Source organism: Sphingobium sp. YR768 (assembly GCF_900111125.1).
Classification (GTDB): Bacteria; Pseudomonadota; Alphaproteobacteria; order Sphingomonadales; family Sphingomonadaceae; genus Sphingobium.
On sequence record NZ_FOGE01000017.1, the window covers coordinates 87,980 to 108,754 of the forward strand.

At 64.6% G+C, this 20,775-nt stretch carries 17 protein-coding genes; 8 read left to right on the top strand and 9 right to left on the bottom strand.

Annotated elements, in window-relative coordinates; translation table 11 throughout:
• Positions 1–6: 6 nt before the first annotated feature.
• Positions 7–888, bottom strand: coding sequence for a DMT family transporter (locus BMX92_RS18010; protein ID WP_093019031.1), 882 nt, complete (start codon positions 886–888; stop codon positions 7–9).
• 69 nt (positions 889–957) lie between these two features.
• Between BMX92_RS18010 and BMX92_RS18015 the strand changes: the two genes are divergently transcribed.
• Positions 958–2,052 carry an alkene reductase gene (locus BMX92_RS18015; RefSeq protein WP_093019098.1) on the top strand — a complete coding sequence of 365 codons (1,095 nt, stop codon included), beginning with the start codon at positions 958–960 and terminating at the stop codon, positions 2,050–2,052.
• Positions 2,053–2,210: 158 nt separating this feature from the next.
• Here the strand turns inward: BMX92_RS18015 and BMX92_RS18020 are convergent, their stop codons facing one another.
• The gene (locus BMX92_RS18020) at positions 2,211–2,912 is read right to left on the bottom strand and encodes an energy transducer TonB (RefSeq protein ID WP_256213489.1); all 702 of its coding nucleotides are present in this window, start codon (positions 2,910–2,912) and stop codon (positions 2,211–2,213) included.
• A 215-nt stretch (positions 2,913–3,127) separates the two neighbouring features.
• Here BMX92_RS18020 and BMX92_RS18025 point away from each other — a divergent pair, with 215 nt between their 5' ends.
• Positions 3,128–3,724, top strand: coding sequence for an EF-hand domain-containing protein (locus BMX92_RS18025; protein WP_093019035.1), 597 nt, complete (start codon positions 3,128–3,130; stop codon positions 3,722–3,724).
• 278 nt (positions 3,725–4,002) lie between these two features.
• Here BMX92_RS18025 and BMX92_RS18030 read toward each other — a convergent pair whose 3' ends face one another.
• The 3 genes from BMX92_RS18030 to BMX92_RS18040 form a co-directional block, all read right to left on the bottom strand.
• Positions 4,003–5,268 carry a DUF445 domain-containing protein gene (locus BMX92_RS18030; RefSeq protein WP_093019037.1) on the bottom strand — a complete coding sequence of 422 codons (1,266 nt, stop codon included), beginning with the start codon at positions 5,266–5,268 and terminating at the stop codon, positions 4,003–4,005.
• A gap of 70 nt (positions 5,269–5,338) precedes the next feature.
• Positions 5,339–8,509, bottom strand: a complete 3,171-nt coding sequence (locus tag BMX92_RS18035) for an efflux RND transporter permease subunit (RefSeq protein WP_093019039.1) — start codon at positions 8,507–8,509, stop codon at positions 5,339–5,341.
• A 111-nt stretch (positions 8,510–8,620) separates the two neighbouring features.
• The gene (locus BMX92_RS18040; protein WP_093019041.1) at positions 8,621–9,790 is read right to left on the bottom strand and encodes an efflux RND transporter periplasmic adaptor subunit; all 1,170 of its coding nucleotides are present in this window, start codon (positions 9,788–9,790) and stop codon (positions 8,621–8,623) included.
• A 240-nt stretch (positions 9,791–10,030) separates the two neighbouring features.
• Between BMX92_RS18040 and BMX92_RS18045 the strand changes: the two genes are divergently transcribed.
• A complete protein-coding gene (locus BMX92_RS18045; protein WP_093019043.1) occupies positions 10,031–10,279 on the top strand; it encodes a GlsB/YeaQ/YmgE family stress response membrane protein in 249 nt (82 codons plus the stop codon).
• 63 nt (positions 10,280–10,342) lie between these two features.
• On the opposite strand, the gene BMX92_RS18050 is transcribed toward BMX92_RS18045, so the two are convergent.
• The 3 genes from BMX92_RS18050 to BMX92_RS18060 form a co-directional block, all read right to left on the bottom strand.
• Positions 10,343–10,597 carry a GlsB/YeaQ/YmgE family stress response membrane protein gene (locus BMX92_RS18050; protein ID WP_093019100.1) on the bottom strand — a complete coding sequence of 85 codons (255 nt, stop codon included), beginning with the start codon at positions 10,595–10,597 and terminating at the stop codon, positions 10,343–10,345.
• 211 nt (positions 10,598–10,808) lie between these two features.
• On the bottom strand, positions 10,809–11,108 hold the full coding sequence (locus BMX92_RS18055; RefSeq protein WP_037476500.1) for a CtrA inhibitor SciP: 300 nt from the start codon (positions 11,106–11,108) through the stop codon (positions 10,809–10,811).
• A gap of 105 nt (positions 11,109–11,213) precedes the next feature.
• A complete protein-coding gene (locus tag BMX92_RS18060; protein WP_093019045.1) occupies positions 11,214–11,513 on the bottom strand; it encodes a hypothetical protein in 300 nt (99 codons plus the stop codon).
• A 163-nt stretch (positions 11,514–11,676) separates the two neighbouring features.
• Between BMX92_RS18060 and mnmA the strand changes: the two genes are divergently transcribed.
• Positions 11,677–12,783: a tRNA 2-thiouridine(34) synthase MnmA gene (gene mnmA, locus BMX92_RS18065; protein WP_093019102.1), complete on the top strand. Its 1,107-nt coding sequence runs from the start codon at positions 11,677–11,679 to the stop codon at positions 12,781–12,783.
• 260 nt (positions 12,784–13,043) lie between these two features.
• A complete protein-coding gene (locus BMX92_RS18070; protein WP_093019047.1) occupies positions 13,044–15,167 on the top strand; it encodes a sodium-translocating pyrophosphatase in 2,124 nt (707 codons plus the stop codon).
• Positions 15,168–15,274: 107 nt separating this feature from the next.
• On the opposite strand, the gene BMX92_RS18075 is transcribed toward BMX92_RS18070, so the two are convergent.
• Positions 15,275–15,535 (bottom strand): hypothetical protein, encoded by a 261-nt coding sequence (locus BMX92_RS18075; protein WP_093019049.1) that lies wholly within the window; start codon positions 15,533–15,535, stop codon positions 15,275–15,277.
• A gap of 354 nt (positions 15,536–15,889) precedes the next feature.
• Here BMX92_RS18075 and BMX92_RS18080 point away from each other — a divergent pair, with 354 nt between their 5' ends.
• The 3 genes from BMX92_RS18080 (at position 15,890) to BMX92_RS18090 (ending at position 20,747) form a co-directional block, all read left to right on the top strand.
• Positions 15,890–16,888, top strand: a complete 999-nt coding sequence (locus BMX92_RS18080; RefSeq protein WP_093019051.1) for a sensor domain-containing diguanylate cyclase — start codon at positions 15,890–15,892, stop codon at positions 16,886–16,888.
• Between the two features lie 140 nt (positions 16,889–17,028).
• On the top strand, positions 17,029–17,718 hold the full coding sequence (locus tag BMX92_RS18085) for a DUF2490 domain-containing protein (RefSeq protein ID WP_093019053.1): 690 nt from the start codon (positions 17,029–17,031) through the stop codon (positions 17,716–17,718).
• Positions 17,719–17,948: 230 nt separating this feature from the next.
• Positions 17,949–20,747: a DNA methyltransferase gene (locus BMX92_RS18090; RefSeq protein WP_093019055.1), complete on the top strand. Its 2,799-nt coding sequence runs from the start codon at positions 17,949–17,951 to the stop codon at positions 20,745–20,747.
• The last annotated feature ends 28 nt before the right edge of the window (positions 20,748–20,775 follow it).

Below are 20,775 nucleotides of genomic sequence, written 5' to 3' on the forward strand. Positions count from 1 at the left end.
CTTGGTCTACGCCCGTGCGGGCAGCCGCACAAGCACCAGCGCCGCCGCGACCGCCGCCGTGCCCAGCATATCGGCCGGACTCAGCCATTCGCCGAACAGCAGCCAGCCGAAAACCGCCGACACCGCCGGTTGCAGCAACAGGCTCAGCCCCAGCACCAGTGGCGAAAACCAGCCGATCGCATAGGTGAGCAACCCCTGACCGATCAACTGGCTGGACAGAGCGAGCAGCAACAGCGGCGTCCAGTCCTGCGGCATCACCACTTCGCCCAGCGCCAGCGCGCACAGCAGCAGGGCCGGGGTACTCGCCGCGCTCGCCACCGCCAGGACCGACCAGGCGTCCAGCCGCGCCCGCGCGCCCTGCACGATCAGCAGATAGGTCGTATAAAGGACACCCGCAAGCAGGCAGAGCAGGTCGCCATGCAGGTTGCGGATCGACAATTCATAACTGCCCCCCATCATCACCAGCGCCCCCGCGCCCGCCAGCGCCAGCGCGACGCCCTGCATCCGGGTCGGCCGCTGCCGCAGCGCCAGCATCGCCCAGGCGGGCAGGAATAGGCCGCTCATATTGCCGAAAATGGTTGCATTGGCGACCTTGGTATAGAGGATGCCGATATGCCAGGCGGCAAGATCGGCGGCGAAGACCAGGCCCGACAGGATCAGCAGGGTCCATTCGCGCCGGGTCGGCGGCGTTCGCTTCAGCCCCGGTCGGGCCAGCAGGAGGAGGAAGGGCAGCGCCAGCAACAATCGCCAGAAGGCGGCCGCCACCGGCCCGACGTCGGACAGGCGCACCAGCACCGGTCCCAAAGGCAGGATCAGGTTCGCCAGCATCAGCGCCGGAAAGGCAAGACGCGGGATGTCGATCATTGCATCGGGGGTTGAACTGACCATGGCGGCTCCCTAGCTGGCTTTGCGCATCAAGTCCCGTTGCATATTGCAACTATGATAAGGGAGATTTTCGTGACCAGCCTGTTCGATCCTATCCAGCTGGGCGCCGTCAGCGCGCCCAATCGCGTGCTGATGGCGCCGCTGACCCGCGGCCGGGCCACCCGCAACCATGTGCCGACCCCGATCATGGCCGATTATTATGCGCAGCGCGCCTCGGCCGGGCTGATCATTAGCGAAGCGACCGGCATTTCGCAGCAGGGGCTGGGCTGGCCCTTCGCGCCGGGCATCTGGTCCGACGAACAGGTGGAAGCGTGGAAGCCGGTGACGCAGGCGGTGCATGACAAGGGCGGCCGGATCATCGTCCAGCTCTGGCATATGGGCCGCGCCGTCCACAGCGCCGTCACCGGGGAACAGCCCGTGTCCTCCAGCGCCACCGCCACGCCGGGCGATGCGCACACCTATGAGGGCAAGAAGCCCTATGAAACCGCGCGCCCGCTGGCGATCGAAGAGATTCCAGGGCTGATCGACACCTATGTCCGCGCCGCGCATAATGCGATCGCCGCCGGCTTCGACGGGGTGCAGATCCATGCCGCCAACGGCTATCTGATCGACGAATTTCTGCGCGACAACAGCAATTTCCGGACCGACATCTATGGCGGCAGCGTCGAAAATCGCGTGCGCCTGTTGCGGGAAGTGACGCAGGCGGTGGTCGATGCCATCGGTGCCGATCGCGTATCGGTGCGCCTGTCGCCCAATGGCGATTCGCAGGGCGTCGACGACAGCGATCCCGCCACCCTGTTTGCGGCGGCAGCCGATGTGCTGAACGATATCGGCATCGCCTTCCTCGAACTGCGCGAACCCGGCCCGGCCGGCACCTTCGGCGCGACCGACGTCCCGCGCCAGTCACCGCTCATTCGCCAGCATTTCAAGGGGCCGCTGGTGCTCAACAGCGATTATGATGCGGAACGTGCGCAGGCGGATCTGGCCAGCGGCCTCGCTGATGCGATCAGCTTCGGCCGCCCGTTGATGGCCAATCCCGATCTGGTAGAGCGCCTGCGCGACGGCGCGCCGGTCAATGCGCCGCAATCCATGGCTACCTGGTACGGACAGGGTGAGGTGGGCTACACCGACTATCCGACGCTGGAAGAGGAAAAGAGCGCGGCATAAGGCGGAAGTGCGTTCCCCCTCCCGCAGGCGAGTCTGTCGCGAAAATATCGGGTCCGAGGCTGAGTTGGCTGCAACGGCAGCGCACAGGCACCGACGGTCTTTTGCAATGGTTTCACCTGCGGGAGGGGGGCGGTGGGCAAGCGACCCGGCCCTTTATATCATTGCGTCAGCGTGAAGCGCACCGTCAGTATCTTGGTCGACGCCACAGCCACGCCATCGCGGGTCGCCGGGCGGAATCGCCATTTGCGCATCGCGTGCCGCTCCGTCGCCAGCCAGAAACTCTCGTCGCTGGCGGAGACTTTCTCGATCGCGGTGACGCGCCCTTCCGCGCTGATGGCGACGCGCACCGTCACCTTGCCTTCCATCCCCTGCCGGATCATCGCGCCGGGATAGTCGGGCTGGAAGGCCGCCAGCGCGCGCGGATCGATCGACGGTTCGGTCAGCACAGGCTCCGAGAGGGGCGGCGGCGGGGTATAGGGTTTTACCGGACCGATGCCGGTTCCCTCGCCGCTCTCCTTGGTGGCGGTAAACGGCGGATCGCCCTTGGGCAGATCGATCACCGGATCAGTGACGGTGGATTGCTCTCGCAGTTGCGGCTGGGTCTCGATCCTGGGATCGGTCTTCTTCTCGACGACCGGTTCGGGCGGCGGTGGGATCGGGATGTTGGTTCCCATAAAGGGTTTGGAGGTGATGACCTGTATAACCTCTTTGGGCATCAGCAGGAACGCGCCGATGAGCAGCGCATGGACGGCCACCGTGCCGCCCAGCCCCAGCGGAGACTTGCGCCCCGCGCCATAGCGCGACGTCGCCTCCCCCAATGGCGATCCACCCTGTCCCATTCCCGTCATCATGAGTCGCATCGTCTGGCTCCTCTGTCTGTCGCATCCTCTGTTTCTCCACCGGCCCGTCTGTTGCGGAGACTCTGGCGAGAATGAAATGATACAACATCAAATAATGATATGTTGCAACATTAAACTTCGGGGGCTGCAATATAAGGGCTGCATCCGGACATATGGTGGCAAAGCGGGGGTGGGAGGGAGGCGGTCGCAAAGAAAGCGGGCCTTCAGGAGACTCCATGCATCTGCCGAACTATCTTCTTGCTGTCTTACTCGCTGTCTCGGCCCCGCTCGCCGCTCAGCCTTCCGCGCCGCAGGACGGCCCATGGGCGGCCGATGCCGATGGTGACGGACGCATCACCCGCGATGAGATGGCCGCCTATATGGAGCGGCGCTTCAGCCTGATGGATCAGGATGGCGACGGGCTGGTGCCGGTGCAGGCGATGCAGCGCATGCTCGGCCATGAGCCGCAAGACCGCGCCGCCGGTCAGGACGGCCAGAGCGGTCGCAAGGGGCGTGGCGGACCGGGTGGTCCCGGCGGCGCGGGCGGGCCTCCGCCCCGTGGCAAATCTCCGGGTGGCCCGCCTCCCGGTGACAAAGCGCCAGCCGGCGACCGTGCCGAGGGCCGACCGCCGCCGGGCCGGGCCATGCCCTATCCGGAAGACGCCAATGATGATGGCCAGATCGACCGCACCGAATTTCTGGCGCCCGCCTTCGCGATGTTCACCGATATGGATCGCAATGGCGACGGCGTGCTGACCGCTGACGAATTGCCGCCACCCCCGCCGCCCGGATCGGGACCGGACGGGGAGGGGCCACCACCCCGCAACGGATAGATGATCGGAAGGGCGGGTGATGCGATCACATCCTTCGCCGCGCCCTTTGTCTTTGCCTTGCCCATCATGTCAGATCGATCGCCCCGGCCGCTCTGACACCGACCTAGGAACTGGCCGACTCTCTCCTCTGCGCGGCCGGTTCCGCCGGAGCGCGCCGTTTGGCCCGGCGCGCTCCGGCATCTGATTGGAGAACGGTGCCAGCCCGCTCCCCCACCCGGCCACCCAACGGCAGTATCATATGGGTGGCCGGGTGGGGGAGCGGGCCGGTATCGTTCTCCCTACAAAAGCGTATCGATCATGTGGATCGCCAGCCCCACCAGCCCGCCGACCAGCGTGCCGTTGATGCGGATATATTGCAGGTCGCGCCCGACCGCATGTTCCAGCCGACTGGTGACGGTGCCCGCATCCCAGCCGCGCACCGTGTCGCTCACCAGCCGGACGATTGCGTCGCCATAGCTGGCCGCCGCGCCCACCGCCGCCCGGCGCACGAAGCGGTTGATCACCAGCCGCAACCCCGCCTCCTGCTGCAAGGTGCCGCCCAGCGCGCGCAGCGCCTCGCCCAGCCGCCCCGCCATCGCCTTGCCCGGATCGCGCACCGCGCGCAGCAGGCCGGCCCGCGCCTGTTCCCACAATCCGTCGATCCAGCGCTGCATCGCCGGATTGTCGACAATCTCGTCGCGCAGCTTCGCTACCTTGGCCTGCATCTCCAGGTCGAATTGCAGGTCGAAGGCCAGCTTGGCCATGCCTTCCTCCGCCTTCAGGCGCAGCGGATGGCCGGGGTCCTGCGCCATGTCGGCCAGCATCTTGCGCAGCCCGTTCAGGATCGCATTGGCCAGATTCTCGTCCAGCCCGGTCCAGCGCAGCACCTTGCCCGCGCGCTCCTGGATCATCTGGCGGATCAGATGCTCATTCCCTTCCAGCGTCCGATCGGCCCAATGGACGATGGCATCCATCACCGGAGCATGGCGCCCGTCGCGCATCGCCGCCTCGATCGCCTGTCCGATCAGCGGCCCCATATTGATCGCGCGCAGTCGCTGGCCGATGGCGCCCTTCACCATGCCGCCCAGCCGTTCCTGATCCAGCGCCTCCAATATGTCGGCGATCAGGCGGGACGCGCCTTCGCGCAGCCGCCCGTCGCCGGCGGATGGACTGGCAAGGAAGCGCCCTGCCGCCGCCGCCACGTCCATATGCCGCATCCGGCGGGCAACGACGGCGGGGGTCAGGAAATTGTCGCGCAGGAAAGCGGCCAGCGTATCGCCGATCCGGTCCTTGTTGCGCGGGATGATCGCGGTGTGCGGGATCGGCAGGCCCAGCGGGTGGCGGAACAGGGCGGTGACCGCGAACCAGTCGGCCAGCCCGCCCACCATCGCCGCTTCGGCAAAGGCCTGCACGAATCCGATGGCGGGGTGCAGATGCGCGGTAGCGCGTGCGCCGATGAAGATCGCCGCCATCGCCACCAGCATCCCCGTCGCGAACAAGCGCATCCCCCGGGCGGGATGCGGGGTCGGCAGGGTCCGGGGCCGGGGCAGGCGAAGCAGCGTCATGACCGTCAAACGGTTACGCGGCCGTTTCGTTCAGGCAAGGCCTTCTTTTGCCCCGCCTGAACGACTTTAGTCATTCGGCCGGGTGTACCGCGCCGCGCACCGGCTTGCCATCATCGCCCGGCTTGTAGGTCAGCAGGCCCCGGCCCAGCCGCGGCCCCATCCAGCTTTCCAGACCAATTGCCAGGCTGAAGATCGCCGGCACGATCACCAGCGTCAGCACCGTCGACAGCAGCAGGCCGCCGATCACCGTGATGCCCATCGGTGCGCGCCAGGCGGCGTCGCCCGACAGCGACAGGGCGGTCGGCACCATGCCCGCCACCATCGCGACGGTGGTCATGACGATCGGCTGGGCGCGCTTGTGCCCGGCGTCGATGATCGCCTCCTTCTTGGGCACGCCCTTCTCCATTTCTTCCAGCGCGAAGTCGATCACGAGGATGGAGTTTTTCGCGACGATGCCCAGCAGCATCAGCATGCCGATGAACACCGGCATCGACACCGGCTGACCCGCAATATGCAGCGCCAGCGCGCCGCCCAGTGGCGCCAGCAGCAGCGACCCCAGATTGACGAAGGGCGGCATCAGGCGCTTGTACAACAGGGTCAGCACCGCCAGCACCAGCAGGATGCCGGAGAAGACGGCGATGATGAAGTTCTGGATCATCTCCGCCTGCCATTTGGCGTCGCCGGCGTTCAGCTTCTGCACGCCCTGCACCTTGCCGGCGAGAATATCCTTCATCAGCGGCAGGGCGTTGATCTTGACCATCGCCTGACTGGTGACGACACCCGGCGCCAGATCGGCCCCCACCACGATGCGGCGAATCTGGTTATAGCGGCGAATCTGCGTCGGCCCCGCGCCGAAGCTGATGTCGGCCACGACCTTCAGCGGCACCGATCCGCCCGAAACCGTCGGCACGGGCATATTCTCGATCGTGGCGATATCCTTGCGGCTGTCTTCTGCAATGGCCACGCGGATCGGGATCTGGCGATCCGACAGGGAGAATTTGGCGCTGTTCTGGTCGATGTCGCCGATCGTCGCGATGCGGATCGACTGGCTGAGCGCGGAGGTGGTGACCCCCAGGCTGGCGGCCAGATCAAGGCGCGGCTTGATGATGATTTCCGGCCGCTGCATGTCGCCCTGCACGCGCGGCGCGCGCAGTTCGGGGATGCGGGCCATCTCATGCACCAACTGGTTGGCGGTCTTTTCCAGCAATTCAGGATCGTCGGACCCGAACATCATGATGATGTCGCGGCCGAATCCGCCGCCCGACTGCGACTGGAAATTGACGCGGGCATCGGCAACGGTCTGGAATTTCGGCGCGACCTTGCGTTCCCAGTCGACCGAACTGATCGGCCGGTCCTTCTTCAGCGTCAGGAAGATGTCGGCGCTGGCCGGTTCGATATCGGCAAAGGCGGCGTCGACCACATCCTTGTCCGCCGTCAGCATGTCCGCGACCTTGCGGGTGATGGCGGTCGTCTGCTCCAGCGTGCTGCCCGGCACCGTCTCGATCTTCACCTGACTGAAATCGGTGTTGGTCGTCGGCTGGAAGGTCATGGGCAGGGTGGCAAAGGCGATGATGGTCGCGCCAAAGGCGGCAAAGCCCATGCCCAGCGTCCACACACGATGGTCGGTGAAGAAGGCGGCGGTCCTATTACGCATCCCGCCGCGTGCCCGGCGTTGCTTCGCCTTGCGATCGTCCAGCGACCAGCGCAGCACGCCCATATAGCGGTCCATCAGCCAGCCTTCGCCATGGCTTTCCTCGCCATGCGCCTTCAGGAAATAGGCGGCGATCATCGGCGTGATCAGGCGCGCCACGGCCAGGCTCATCAGCACCGACACGACCACGGTCATGCCGAACTGGATGAAGAACTGCCCCGCCAGACCCGGCATCATCGCCACCGGCAGGAACACCGCGACGATCGCCATGGTGGTGGCCAGCACGGCGAGGCCGATTTCGTCCGCCGCGTCGATCGACGCCTGATAGGCGCTTTTGCCCATGCGCATATGGCGCACGATATTCTCGATCTCCACGATCGCGTCATCGACCAGCACGCCCGCCACAAGGCTCAGCGCCAGCAGCGAAATGCCGTTCAGCGTGAAGCCCATCATGTCCATGAACCAGAAGGACGGAATGGCCGACAGCGGGATCGCCAGCGCCGAAATCATCGTCGCGCGCCAGTCGCGCAGGAACAGGAAGACGATCACGACCGCCAGCACCGCGCCTTCGATCATCGCCGACATGGCGCTGTGATACTGGCCCTTGGTATATTCGACGCTGGTGTAGAGCTGCTTGAAATGGACCTTGGGATTTTCCTGTTGCAGCTTGTCCATCACCTTCATGGCTTCGTCATAGACGGTGACGTCGGACGATCCCTTGGCCTTTTCCATGCTGAAACTGGTGACCTGCCGCCCGTTCATCAGCGACAGATTGCGCTGTTCGGCATACATGTCGCGCACGATGGCCAGATCGGACAGCTTGACCGTGCGGGCGCCGGAAATGGCGATCTGCGTGTCGCCCAGCGTCCGGGCGCTGGCCGCATTGCCCAGCACGCGGATCGACTGTTCGGCGCCGGCGATTTCGGTCCGGCCGCCCGCGGCGTTCAGGTTCACCTGCTGCAACTGCGCATTCACCTGCGCGGCGGTGACGCCATAGGCCTGCAATTTGGCGGGGTCCAGAATGACGCGGATTTCCCGGCTCACGCCGCCGCCGCGCTTGACCGCCGCCATGCCGCTGATCGACAGCAGCCGCTTGGCGACCGTATTGTCGACATACCAGGACAGTTCCTCCAGCGTCATGTCGGTCGCTTCGGCGCTGAAATAGGCGATCGGGCCGCCATCCACGTCGATGCGCTGGACCTGCGGTTCCAAAATGCCGTCGGGCAGGTCGCTGCGGATCTGGTCCACGGCATTCTTGACGTCCGCCACGGCCCGGTCGACCGGCGTGCCGATCTGGAACTGCACGTTGGTCAGCGACTGTCCTTCGGACGCGAAGGAGGAAATTTCGTCGACGCCGCTGATGCCGCGCACCGCCGCCTCGACCCGCTGCGTCACCTGTGTTTCCAGCTCGGTCGGGGCCGCGCCGGGCTGCGACACGGTGACGCTGACCATCGGGAAGCTGACGTCGGGGTTGTTGTTGACGTCCATCCGCATGAAACTGATGATGCCCGCGATGCACAGGGCGGCGAACAGCACCAGCGGCGTCACCGGATTGCGGATCGCCCATGCGGAAATATTGCGAAAATTCATCACGGCTTCCTTCGCCGGACGCGCAGCGCGTCCCGATCCATCCTATCCCGCCCGCGTCGCCGCGCGCCGGGCCGCATTTCCGGGGACGCGCAAAGCGCGCGCCATCGCCCGTCAGCGGCTCTTCATCAACTCCGGTTTCACCTTCTGCCCCGGCGTCAGGAAGGCGGCGGCCGAGGTGACGATGCTTTCCCCGCCCGTCACCCCGCTGGTGAGCGCCACGCCTGCGTCGGACACCTGGCCCACGGTCACGTCGCGCCGTTCCACCTGCCCCTTGTCATTGACGATATAGACATAGCTGCCCTTGGGGTCGCTCTGCACCGCCGATTCCGGGACCAGCGGCGCAGCACCCGATCCGCTGGTGATCGTCGCCGACGCAAAGCCGCCGGGCCGGATCGCCGGATTATAGGGGATGGCGAGGCGGGCGATGCCCTGCCGCGTCTGCGGATCGACCACGGGCGATACCTGCCACACGCGGCCGGCGAATTTGGCCGTGCTGCCGACCGGCGTCACCGACGCGCTGTTGCCGGGGCGCAGCGTCGCCAGATCGCTTTCGGCGACTTGTGCCTGCAATTCCATTTCGCCATCCTTGGCCATGCGGAACAGCGTGCCACCCCCAGCCTGGACGATCTGGCCAGGTTCGACCGTACGGGTCAGCACCAGCCCCGCGGCGGGCGCACGAATGTCCAGCCGGCCGGTGCGGGCCTGCTGCTCGGCGAGTTGTGCGGCGGCCACGCGGACCTGCGCATCGGCCTGATCGCGAGTGGCGGTGCGCTGATCGATATCGGCAGCGCTGATGAAGCCGCGACCGACCAGCGCCTTGGCGCGATCCAGTTGGGCCTGCGCCAGCTTGGCATTGGCGCGCTGCACTTCAAGCTGCGCGGCGAGCGAGCGGACCTGCTCGACCTGTACGGAGCGTTCGACCGTCGCCAGCACCTGCCCGGCGCGGACCCAATCGCCCGGCTGCACCAGCACGCGCGTCACCATGCCGCCTTCGCCGATCACGCCGACTGGCATGTCGACCCGCGCGGCCAGCGATCCGGTGGCGGTCACGGTGCGGGCGACCGTGGACAGGCCGGGGCGCAGCACGGTGACGACCGGCACCTGCGCGGTCGCGGCGGGCGTTGCCGCCTTGTCGCCCCGCATCGAAATCGCTGCCGCTACGGCAACCAGCGCAATGGCCACGCCGCCGCCGATCAGCAGCAACCGCTTGCGCCGACGGCGCGTTTCATCCTCGTCCGCGACGATCACCGTGTCGCCCAGCAACTGGGTTTCGTAATTCATGCCGTTTCCATCTCTCCGGCGCTTCGCCTTTGCTGGCGACTGTGTTATATGAATATAGCACCGCCCTCAACCCCCAATATCATGGTTCAAAGCGAAACGGCAAAGCCATAATGCAGGGGAAAGAGGGGGTGGAAAAGGGCGGCGGCCTTCGTTCATGATGATGTCGCAACGACTTGCCAGAGGGGCGGGTGATAGCGCAGGACGGGATGTGGGTCGCGCCACGATGGAAAGAGACGGACGATGGATTTGCTGGGTTGGATCATTGTCGGCCTGCTCGCCGGTGCGCTGGCGCGGCTGATCATGCCGGGGCGCGACCCCGGCGGCTGTATCGTGACGATTTTGCTGGGGATTGCCGGCGCCTTGCTGGCGGGCTTTGTCGGGCGTCTTGCGGGCTTCTATCTGCCGGGCGAACGGGCAGGCTTCATTGCGGCCGTGTTGGGATCGGTGGCGGTGCTGGCGCTCTATCGCTGGTTCGCCGCGCGACGATAATATATGCAAAAAGGGCCGCGCCAACCGGTGGCGCGGCCCTTTGCTTTTATTGAAGCGGTGGAATCAGCGCACCGATCCGCGTCGCACCAGATTGACGATCGCCAGCAGGATGATCGCGCCGACCAGCGACACGAGGAAACTTGTGATCGACAGGGCAGGATTGACGTTGCCACCGCTGAAGATCAGGCCGCCGATGAACGCGCCGACGATGCCGACGACGATATTGAGCAGGATGCCCTGCTGTGCGTCGGTGCGCATGACCATGCTGGCAAGCCAGCCGACAATGCCGCCAACCACCAACCAGATAATAAGTCCAATCATGGCATATCTCCTTAACCACGCCCAGAGCGCGTTGGGTGTGACATTAACGGAGGAGGCTGCCGGGCGTTCCCTGATAGAAAAATGATTCCGGCCGTGAAACCATCCCGGCCTTGTGCCGTTCTGGCGCGCCGCGGCGACAGGCACGAAAAAGGCCGCCGGAACGCCCGGCGGCCTTTTTTCTGTTTGCGACCCTAGCGTGAGGGTGTGATCAATATTTCTGCTGCCGCTCATAGAGCGACTTATAATATTGGATGCGCGTGACGCGCAGGCCATGCATGCCCGACCGGTCGACCGCGCGCTGCCAGCCGGCAAATTCTTCCAGCGTCAGATTATAGCGGGCGCAGGCTTCGTCCACCGTCAGCAGACCGCCATTGACCGCAGCGACCACTTCCGCCTTGCGCCGCACGACCCAGCGGGTCGTATCCGCAGGCGGCAGGCTATCAAGCGTCAGGGGTTCCCCGAGCGGCCCGACGACCTGGGCAGGCCTGATTTTCTGGTTCTCGATCATTCTTACCCTCAACTATGCGGCACTGGCGTTGCCGAATTCAGCCGTGAAAACCCTTATCTGCGTCAGCCCTGAACAACGGCTAAAGCCCCACGGTAAACACAGCCTTCATCTTTCCTTGCCCCCGGCTAAACGACTTGCGACCAGCGGATTAAAGCTGCCCGCGAGACGTACGGCTTCGATCTTGCCGCTGGAACGTGGCGCGAAAATTCCCGCCAGTTCCTGAATCCAGCTTTCGCTCCCATCCTGCCCCCGCAGGACGCCCGCCACCGCCTGCGCGGTGGGACTGGCCGCCTGCGCCGCCGCCGTAGCGGCCCGCAGGAATGGCCAGGCCGGAACGCGCGGCCGGCTAAGCGGTCTGGTGGTGCCAGGCTTCAGCCCGCCACCCCGGAGGAAACTCAGATCCATGCAGCCTTGTGTAGGGGCTAATGGATAAGGGTCCGTAAACTCGGATGATCTTTCTCGGCTCGTTCGGGCGCGGTTTCTCGTCGATCCGTCCCGATTGGCCGCTTTGGACCGCTACCTTTTGTTAACTTTTGCGCCGCGCGGTCCCTTGCACTATATGCGCACCATGCAGCCCCAGTTTCAGCTTACCGAGCCGCTTGCCCAGCGGCGCATCGTCGTCGCCATGTCGGGCGGCGTGGATTCCAGCGTCGTCGCCGCGCTCGCCGCAAAGACCGGGGCGGAGGTGATCGGCGTCACGCTCCAGCTGTACGATCATGGCGCCGCCGTCGGCCGCACCGGCAGTTGCTGCGCGGGGCAGGATATTCGCGATGCGCGCGCGGTCGCCGATCGCATCGGCATCGCCCATTATGTCTTTGATTATGAAACCGCCTTCCGCGATTCGGTGATCGCCGACTTTGCTGATGAATATATGGCTGGCCGCACCCCCATCCCCTGCGTGAAGTGCAATATGGGGGTGAAGTTCACCGACCTGTTCCAGATCGCGCGCGATCTGGGGGCGGACTGCCTGGCCACCGGCCATTATGTGCAGCGGGTGGAAGGGGCGCAGGGCGCCGAACTCCACCGAGCGGCCGATCCTGCGCGCGACCAGAGCTATTTCCTCTTCGCCACGACTCAGGCGCAGCTCGATTATCTGCGTTTCCCGCTGGGCGGCCTGCCCAAGCCGCAGGTGCGCGAGATCGCGGCTGAACTGGGTCTGTCGGTGGCCCTGAAGCCCGACAGCCAGGACATCTGCTTCGTACCCGACGGCGACTATGCGAAGATCGTGCGGAAACTGCGCCCCGATGCGGACGAAGGCGGCGACATCGTCCATGTCGACGGCCGGGTGCTGGGCCGGCACAAGGGGCTGATTCACTACACGGTCGGTCAGCGCAAGGGGCTGGAAATCGGCGGCCAGCCCGATCCGCTCTATGTCGTGCGGCTGGATGCGGAGGGGCGCCGCGTCATCGTCGGGCCGAAGGCGGCGCTGGCGGTGTCGGGCGCGATCCTGAGCGACATCAACTGGCTGGGCGGCGATTTTACCGGTCCGCTCACCGCCAAGGTCCGCTCCATGGCCAAGCCCGTGCCCGCCCGGCTGGAGGGCGACCGGCTGATCTTCGACGCGCCCGAATATGGCGTGGCGCCGGGGCAGGCGGCGGTGCTCTATGCCGGAGAACGGGTGCTGGGCGGCGGCTGGATCGCCGCGACGCAGGCGGCGCTGGCGCAGGCGGCCTGATCGCGCCTCTCATTCCGGGTTGATCTTCGCGGGCATCTTGACGCGCGCCGCTGGAACTGTAGCTTCCTTCCACCCTATTTCTCAGCCGGCTGGAGCGCGTTTCATGTGCCATGCCCCGTTGCTGATTGACGTGGTGCCCGATGCCGGATTGGTTTCATCCGGCCGCCCGCCCCTGCGCCTCCCATTTTCATGCCTTTCGTCCGCCCGTCCTTCCCTGCGGAGCGGCCGATGACAGTCATAAAGGGGGGAGAGGAACATCCATGCAGATTGTCTATATCGCCATAGGGTGCGGCCTGCTGGCCGTGCTCTACGGGCTTTTCACCAGTCGTCAGGTGCTCAGCGCATCGCCCGGCAATGCTGTGATGCAGGCCATTTCCGGCGCGATTCAGGAAGGGGCGAAGGCCTATCTGGGCCGGCAATATACCACCATCGCCATCGTCGGCGTCGTCGTGGCGGTGCTGGTCGCAGTCTTTCTGGGCCTTACCTCAGCGGTCGGCTTCCTGATCGGCGCGATCCTGTCTGGTGCGGCGGGCTTCATCGGCATGAATATTTCGGTGCGCGCGAATGTGCGTACGGCCGAAGCCTGTCGCGGCACGCTGCAAAGCGGCCTGACCGTCGCTTTCAGGGCAGGTGCGATCACCGGCATGCTGGTGGCGGGCCTCGCCTTGCTCGCGATCAGCGTCTTCTTCTGGTATCTGACCGGCCCTGCCGGCCATGCTCCCGACGACCGGCTGGTGATCGACTCTCTCGTGGCGCTGGCCTTCGGCGCCAGCCTCATCTCCATCTTCGCGCGGCTGGGCGGCGGCATCTTCACCAAGGCGGCCGATGTCGGCGCGGATCTGGTGGGGAAGGTCGAGGCCGGCATTCCGGAGGATGACCCGCGCAACCCCGCCGTCATCGCCGACAATGTGGGCGACAATGTGGGCGACTGCGCCGGCATGGCGGCCGATCTGTTCGAAACCTATGTCGTCACCGTCGGCGCGACCATGGTGCTGACCGCCCTGCTCGTCACCGGCGTCGATAACGCCTTCCTGCTCAAGCTGATGGCCCTGCCGCTGATCGTCGGTGGCGTATGCATCGTCACCTCGATCATCGGCACCTATATGGTGCGCCTTGGCGCCAGCCAGTCGATCATGGGCGCGCTCTACAAGGGCTTCTGGACCACCGCGATCCTGTCGATCCCGGCCATCTATTTCGCCACCCGCTATACGCTGGGCGACCTCGACACTGTGTTCGGCGCGGGGCTGGACGGCGCCGGGGGCTATACCGGCATCGCGCTATTCTGGTCGATGCTCGTCGGTCTGGCGGTCACGGGCCTGCTCGTGGTCATCACCGAATATTATACCGGCACCGGCTATCGCCCGGTGCGCAGCATCGCCAAGGCTTCGGAAACCGGCCATGGCACCAACGTCATTCAGGGGCTGGCGATCAGCCTGGAATCGACGGCCCTGCCGACCATCGTGATCGTCATCGGCATCATCGTCGCCCATCAGCTTGCCGGGTTGATGGGCATCGCCTTCGCGGCGACCGCGATGCTGGCGCTGGCCGGCATGGTGGTGGCGCTCGACGCCTATGGCCCGGTCACCGACAATGCGGGCGGCATCGCGGAGATGGCGCATCTCGACGACAGCGTCCGGGTGAAGACCGATGCGCTGGACGCCGTGGGCAACACGACCAAGGCGGTGACGAAGGGCTATGCCATCGGATCGGCCGGTCTTGCCGCCCTGGTGCTGTTCGGCACCTTCACGCAGGATCTCGATTATTACGGCTCGGCCCTGGGCCTTACCGCGCCGGTCGATTTCTCGCTGAAGAACCCCTATGTCATCGTCGGCCTGCTGCTGGGCGCGTTGCTGCCCTATCTGTTCGGCGCGATGGGCATGACCGCCGTGGGCCGCGCGGCGGGCGACGTGGTCAAGGATGTGCGCGATCAGTTCGCGAAGGACAAGGGCATCATGGATGGCACGTCCCGCCCCAATTATGCCCGCACCGTCGACCTGGTGACGAAGGCCGCGATCAAGGAAATGATCATCCCCAGCCTGCTGCCGGTGCTGGCGCCGGTCGCGGTCTATTTCATCATCGCGGCCGTTGCCGGGGTCGATAATGGTTTCGCGGCGCTGGGCGCGTTGTTGCTGGGCGTGATCGTGTCGGGCCTGTTCGTCGCCCTGTCGATGACGTCGGGTGGCGGCGCCTGGGACAATGCGAAGAAATATATCGAGGATGGCCATCATGGCGGCAAGGGCAGCGAAGCCCAAAAGGCCGCGGTGACGGGCGACACGGTGGGCGATCCCTATAAGGACACCGCTGGTCCTGCGGTCAACCCGATGATCAAGATCACCAATATCGTCGCGCTGCTGCTGCTGGCGGCGCTGGCGCATGGCGGCTGATCCGGTCGGATCGCGAAGAAAACAAAACGCCCGGTCGGTGATCCGGCCGGGCGTTTTCGCGGGGTGGTGGTGTGGGCAGGTGCGGATGCGCCGTAGGCGCCAATATGTCAGCGCTGGGCCAGTCGCACCGGCGCCTTGTGGCTGATGGTCACGCCCTGCTGCGCCCAGTCCGTCTTGCTGCGGCATGCGATCGAAGGCACCAGCGATCCGGCGCGATCCTGACGGATGCAATAGCGGCCGGTATTTTCCTGATAATGCACCTTCACGCTGCTCGCGCCGACTTCCGGCTGGGCGAAGGCGGGGGTGGCGGCAGCCGAAACGGCAACGGTGGCGGCAATGACGGCGGCGGCGAAAGCGATGGTCTTCATGGTGATTTTCCTTCCCTGAATGTCTGTTTCCGATCCGGTGTGGATCATGCCAACAGCACTGCAGGGGGCGTGCCAGTTTTGAAAAACGGCGGATTTCCGCCAAAAATCAAATATCAAAATTTACATACCATGAACAATATGCAAATTAGACGGAATAATTCCCAAATATCAGCAAAATGCACATCACATGCCCGATGGGTCGGCGGATTAATCGAGAAATATGTCTCTTAACCTTTTCTCAACCAGCCCGGCGCAGCCTGTTGGTACGGCTGCACGTTGGGGCGGGTGTGTGGCAGGCAACTTCCGGCCTATAGGGGACGGGAAGCAGGAACGGATAAAAGCATCGGGTTGCCCATGACGCCACATGATCGACTGACCGACGAACCGGGGCGCATCGCTGCGCTGCGTCGTTACGATATCCTCGATACGCCGTCGGAGGGGGCTTTCGACAAGATCACCGATCTTGTCCGCACGCTGGTCGGCGTGCCGATTTCCGCCGTCTCACTGATCGATACCGACCGGCAATGGTTCAAGTCGCTGGCCGGGCTGGACGGCACGGAAACGCCCCGCAGCGTCGCCTTTTGCGATTACGCCATCCGGCAGGACGAACCGCTAGTCGTGCCGGATGCCTGCGCCGACGCGCGCTTTTGCGACAATCCGCTGGTGACGGGCGATCCGGGTATCCGCAGCTATGCCGGCGTGCCGCTGCGCACGCCCGATGGCTATAATGTCGGTTCGCTCTGTGCCGTCGATACCCGCACGCGCGATTTCGCGCCCGAACAGTTGGCGATCCTGCAAGGCCTGGCCCCGATCGTGGTCGAACAGATGGAATTGCGGCTGCTGGCCGAGCGGGACGGGCTGAGCGGCGCGCTCACCCGCCGTGCCTTCGTCGCCGCGATCGACCGGCAGATCGCGCTCTTCATCCGGCACCAGAGGCCCGCCGCGCTGATCCTGCTGGACATCGACCATTTCAAGCAGGTGAACGACAGTCATGGCCACCCCGTTGGCGATCGCGTGATCGAAGCGGTGGCGCACTGCTGCGCCACCCTCTCGCGTCCCAGCGATTCGCTGGGGCGACTGGGTGGTGAAGAATTCGCCTTGCTGCTGCCCGAAACCGCGCAGGAGGACGCGCTGGCCGCCGCGCAGCGCTTCTGCGATGCGGTCGCCGCGCTCACTATCCCGCATTATCCGCCGCTGCATGTCACCGCCAGCTTCGGCGTGGCGGCGATCGGCCCGGACCGCATGACCAGCCAGAGCTGGCTCGCCGCTGCCGACGCGGCCCTCTATGTCGCCAAGCGATCGGGCCGCAACCGGGTCGAACTGGCCGCCGCTCCGACCGCGCAGGCCGCCTGATCCGATCCTGCTATTGTGCCCGACGGGACATGATCGGGAAAGGCTTTGTCACGAAACTGCAATGCAAACGTCACGATGGAGTCTTCGAATCGTCATAGTAGCGCCTTCGCCGCCAGATCCGGCGGTGGAGAAGATGCCCCATGCGTTCGACCGCTCGTCTTTTGTTCAGCCTGCCCGCGCTTGCCATGCTGGCGCTGCCCGCCGCCGCCCATGCCAGCGAAGATGAACAGCTCTGGGCCACCACCAGCGCGACGGTGAAGCTCAGCGATCACTGGCGCCTGTCGCAGGAAATCGTCGCGCGCCTGAGCAACGACCGCAACGGCCTCTATGAAATCGAATCCAACACGCTGCTGGGCTATAAAGTCTCGAAGGCGGTGACGGTCTGGGCCGGCTACACCCATGACCCGCAATATAATGGCGGCGACTTCACCGTGATGGAGCATCGCGGTCGCCAGCAGGTGACGTTCGACAATATCGCCAGGATCGGCCCGGTGTCGGTCAGCGCCCGCCTGCGCATGGAAGAACGGTGGCGTGAGGGGATCGACGGCACTGCCTGGCGCCTGCGCCCCTATGTGAAGCTGGTCCTGCCGTTCAAGGAAGGCAGCAAGACCGCACTCATACTCAGCCATGAAAGCTTCTTCGATCTCAACAAGACCAATTTCCAGCGCGTGCAGGGGGAGGAGCGGATGCGCAACCTGATCGCCATCACCACCCCGCTGACGAAGAATGTGAATGCGGAAATCGGCTATCTCCACCAGCACGGCTTCCGCCCCGATGCGGACGACAGCAACGACAATGTTGCATCCGTTTCGCTCAGCTTCAATTTTTAGGGGCTTCCATATCCGTTCGGGCTGAGCGAAGTCGAAGCCCATTGCTGAACGCAGTGAAGCATGCTTCGCTTGCCGCTCAGCAGACCCTTCGACTTCGCTCAGGGCGAACGGCGTTTTATGGCTGAGACGCTCTGTTAGTGCAAAACGGAGATTGTCTGGAGTCATCTTCGTTTTGAGATAGTCTATTGATCCACCAGCCTTTTCCCCGACCATCAGGGGGAGGGGAAGGGATGCGTCTCAGCTGGCCGGAAATTCGCGCGAATGCCGCCCATTTTTCGGAGGAATGGCGCGACCAGGGCTATGAAAAGGGCCAGACGCAAAGCTTCTACGATGAATTTTTCGCGGTCTTCGGCGTGCCGCGCAAACAGGTGGCGGTCTACGAACAGCGGGTGAAGGCGCTCGATCCGCGCCGGACCGGTGGCTTCATCGACCTGTTCTGGCCCGGTACGCTGATTGTCGAACAGAAGAGCATCGGTCGCAATCTCGACCGCGCCATGACGCAGGCGCTCGACTATCATGACTGGCTGCCCGAAGAGCAGCGGCCGCGCCACATGATGGTGTGCGATTTCCAGCGCTTCGAACTGCTCGATCTGGAAACGCGGCAGCACTGGCATTTCCCACTGCCCGACCTCAAACGCCATGTCGAGGCGTTCGATTTCATCCTGGGCGCCAAGCCACGGCTGCTGCGCAACCAGTCGCCGGTCAATCGCAAGGCGACCGACCTGATGGGCCGGCTGCATAATGCACTCGCCGCGCGGGGCTATATCGGTCATGATCTGGAACGGCTGCTCGTCCGCCTGCTCTTCATCCTCTTCGCCGACGACACCGGCATTTTCCAGCAGCGCGAACAATTTCTCCTCTTTCTCGAAACCCGCACCAGCGCCGATGGGCGCGATCTTGGCCGCTGGCTGATCGAATTGTTCGAAATACTCGATACCCCGCCCGAACGCCGGCAACAGGGGCTGGACGCGGACCTTGCCGAATTTCCCTATATCAACGGCGCGCTTTTTTCCGCCCGAATCGCGACGCCGGTGTTCGACCGGGCGATGCGCCAGATGTTGCTCGACGCCAGCCTGTTCAACTGGGGGGAGGTGTCGCCCGCCATTTTCGGCTCGCTGTTCGAAAGCGTGATCGACAAGGTCACACGCCGCAAACAGGGCGCCCATTACACGCCCGAAGAAGCCATATTGAAGGTGATCGGCCCGCTGTTCCTGGACGATCTGCGGGCCGAATTCGATCGGGCCTGTGCGCTGCGCTCCGGCCGGGACGCCGCGCTGCGCCGTTTGCAGGACAGGATGGCGGGGCTGACCTTCCTCGATCCGGCCTGTGGCGCGGGCAATTTCCTGGTGGTCGCCTATCGCGAATTGCGCGAGTTGGAGCGGGAGATTATTCGCGAAAGGCTGATCGTCGGCGGTCCGGTGCAGCAGGTGCTGGACGTCGCCGACCTGACGCGCCTCAACGTCGATCGCTTCCACGGCATGGAGATAGACGAATTTCCCAGCCAGATCGCGCAGGTCGCTTTGTGGATGACCGATCATATCGCCAACACCCGGCTGGGCGAGGATTTCGGCCGCCCCTATGCCCGCATCCCTCTCGTCACGGCGCCAAACATCCGCCATTGCGACGCGCTGGAGACGGACTGGGCGACCCTGCTGCCGCCCGAAACATGTCGCTACATCGTCGGCAACCCGCCCTTCATCGGCGCCAAATATCAGACGGAGGCGCAACGCGCGCAGGTGCGCCGCCTCGCCGCCCTGCCGGGCAGCGGCGGCACGCTCGACTATGTCGCCGCCTGGTTCCTCAAGGGTGCCCGCTTTGCCGCGGTGGGTGGCGCGCATATCGCCTTCGTCGTGACCAACAGCATCGTGCAGGGCGAACAGGTGGCGCAACTCTGGCCGCTGATCTTCCGCGAAGGGATGGAAATCACCTTCGCCCATCGCCCCTTCGTCTGGCCCGGCCGCGCGGCGGTGCATTGCGTGATCATCGGCCTCGCCCCGCAAATCAGCGCAGCGAAGGACAAGCGCTTGTTCAGCTATGCCGATTCCAAAGGCGAACCTAACGAGACGCGCCATGCAGCGCTGAATGCCTATCTGATCGACGCCGCACAATTGGACCGGCATCTGGTGGTGAAGGAGGAAGGTCGGCCGATCAATGGCGCTCGACGGCTGAAAACCGGGGTCCAGATGATCGACAACGGATTCTATACGTTCGATGATGAAGAACGATCATTTTTTTTGTCGGAAGAACCCCGTGCGGAGCCTCTGTTCCGGAAATTCATCGGTGGCGAGGAATATATAAACGGTTTCCACCGCTGGATATTATATCTGGTGGATGCGCCAGCCGATATGGTGCGGACATTGCCTCTGGTCCGGCAGCGGATCGCAGCCGTTCGTCAATATCGGGCAGCGAGCAACCGGACCAGCACCGCCAAAATGGCCATGGAGCCGATGCGCCTTGGCGTCGACGAAAGGCTTGACTCAGCCTATCTGGTCATCCCCAACACCAGCTCCGAAAGGCGCGATTATGTGCCCATCGGATGGCTGGAGCCGGACGTCGTCGCCAATCAGAAACTGCGCATTCTGCCCGATGCAACCCTCTGGGATTTCGGCATCCTGACCAGCCAGATGCATATGGCCTGGATGCGCCAGATCAGCGGCCGGATGAAGAGCGACTATATGTATTCGGTTGGCGTAGTGTACAACAACTTCCCCTGGCCCGACGCCACTCCCGCCCAGCGCGCGCAGGTGGAGGCGCTGGCGCAGGCGGTGCTGGATGCGCGCGCGCTGCCCAAGAACGCCACCTCGACGCTGGCGGACCTCTATGATCCCGACACCATGCCCGCCGAACTGCGCCGGGCGCATCGCGATCTCGATCAGGCGGTCGACCGGCTCTACCGCAAATCGCCTTTCGGATCGGACCGGGAACGAGTGGAGCATCTCTTCGCGCTCTATCAGGCACTGGTCGATCCGATCGGCCGACAAGCGGCGCAACGGCCACGCCGCATCAGACGGAAGTCGGGGGAGGGGTGATCGCTATCCTATCGGCCGCCGATCCCCT

Bases quoted from the DNA above. Each gene is read 5' to 3' on its own strand.
- BMX92_RS18010 (WP_093019031.1), bottom strand. From the start codon at position 888: ATGGTCAGTTCAACCCCCGATGCAATGATCGACATCCCGCGTCTTGCC.
- BMX92_RS18020 (WP_256213489.1), bottom strand. From the start codon at position 2,912: ATGCGACTCATGATGACGGGAATGGGACAGGGTGGATCGCCATTGGGG.
- BMX92_RS18025 (WP_093019035.1), top strand. From the start codon at position 3,128: ATGCATCTGCCGAACTATCTTCTTGCTGTCTTACTCGCTGTCTCGGCC.
- BMX92_RS18030 (WP_093019037.1), bottom strand. From the start codon at position 5,268: ATGACGCTGCTTCGCCTGCCCCGGCCCCGGACCCTGCCGACCCCGCAT.
- BMX92_RS18035 (WP_093019039.1), bottom strand. From the start codon at position 8,509: ATGAATTTTCGCAATATTTCCGCATGGGCGATCCGCAATCCGGTGACG.
- BMX92_RS18040 (WP_093019041.1), bottom strand. From the start codon at position 9,790: ATGAATTACGAAACCCAGTTGCTGGGCGACACGGTGATCGTCGCGGAC.
- BMX92_RS18045 (WP_093019043.1), top strand. From the start codon at position 10,031: ATGGATTTGCTGGGTTGGATCATTGTCGGCCTGCTCGCCGGTGCGCTG.
- BMX92_RS18055 (WP_037476500.1), bottom strand. From the start codon at position 11,108: ATGATCGAGAACCAGAAAATCAGGCCTGCCCAGGTCGTCGGGCCGCTC.
- BMX92_RS18060 (WP_093019045.1), bottom strand. From the start codon at position 11,513: ATGGATCTGAGTTTCCTCCGGGGTGGCGGGCTGAAGCCTGGCACCACC.
- mnmA (WP_093019102.1), top strand. From the start codon at position 11,677: ATGCAGCCCCAGTTTCAGCTTACCGAGCCGCTTGCCCAGCGGCGCATC.
- BMX92_RS18070 (WP_093019047.1), top strand. From the start codon at position 13,044: ATGCAGATTGTCTATATCGCCATAGGGTGCGGCCTGCTGGCCGTGCTC.
- BMX92_RS18075 (WP_093019049.1), bottom strand. From the start codon at position 15,535: ATGAAGACCATCGCTTTCGCCGCCGCCGTCATTGCCGCCACCGTTGCC.
- BMX92_RS18080 (WP_093019051.1), top strand. From the start codon at position 15,890: ATGACGCCACATGATCGACTGACCGACGAACCGGGGCGCATCGCTGCG.
- BMX92_RS18085 (WP_093019053.1), top strand. From the start codon at position 17,029: ATGCGTTCGACCGCTCGTCTTTTGTTCAGCCTGCCCGCGCTTGCCATG.
- BMX92_RS18090 (WP_093019055.1), top strand. From the start codon at position 17,949: ATGCGTCTCAGCTGGCCGGAAATTCGCGCGAATGCCGCCCATTTTTCG.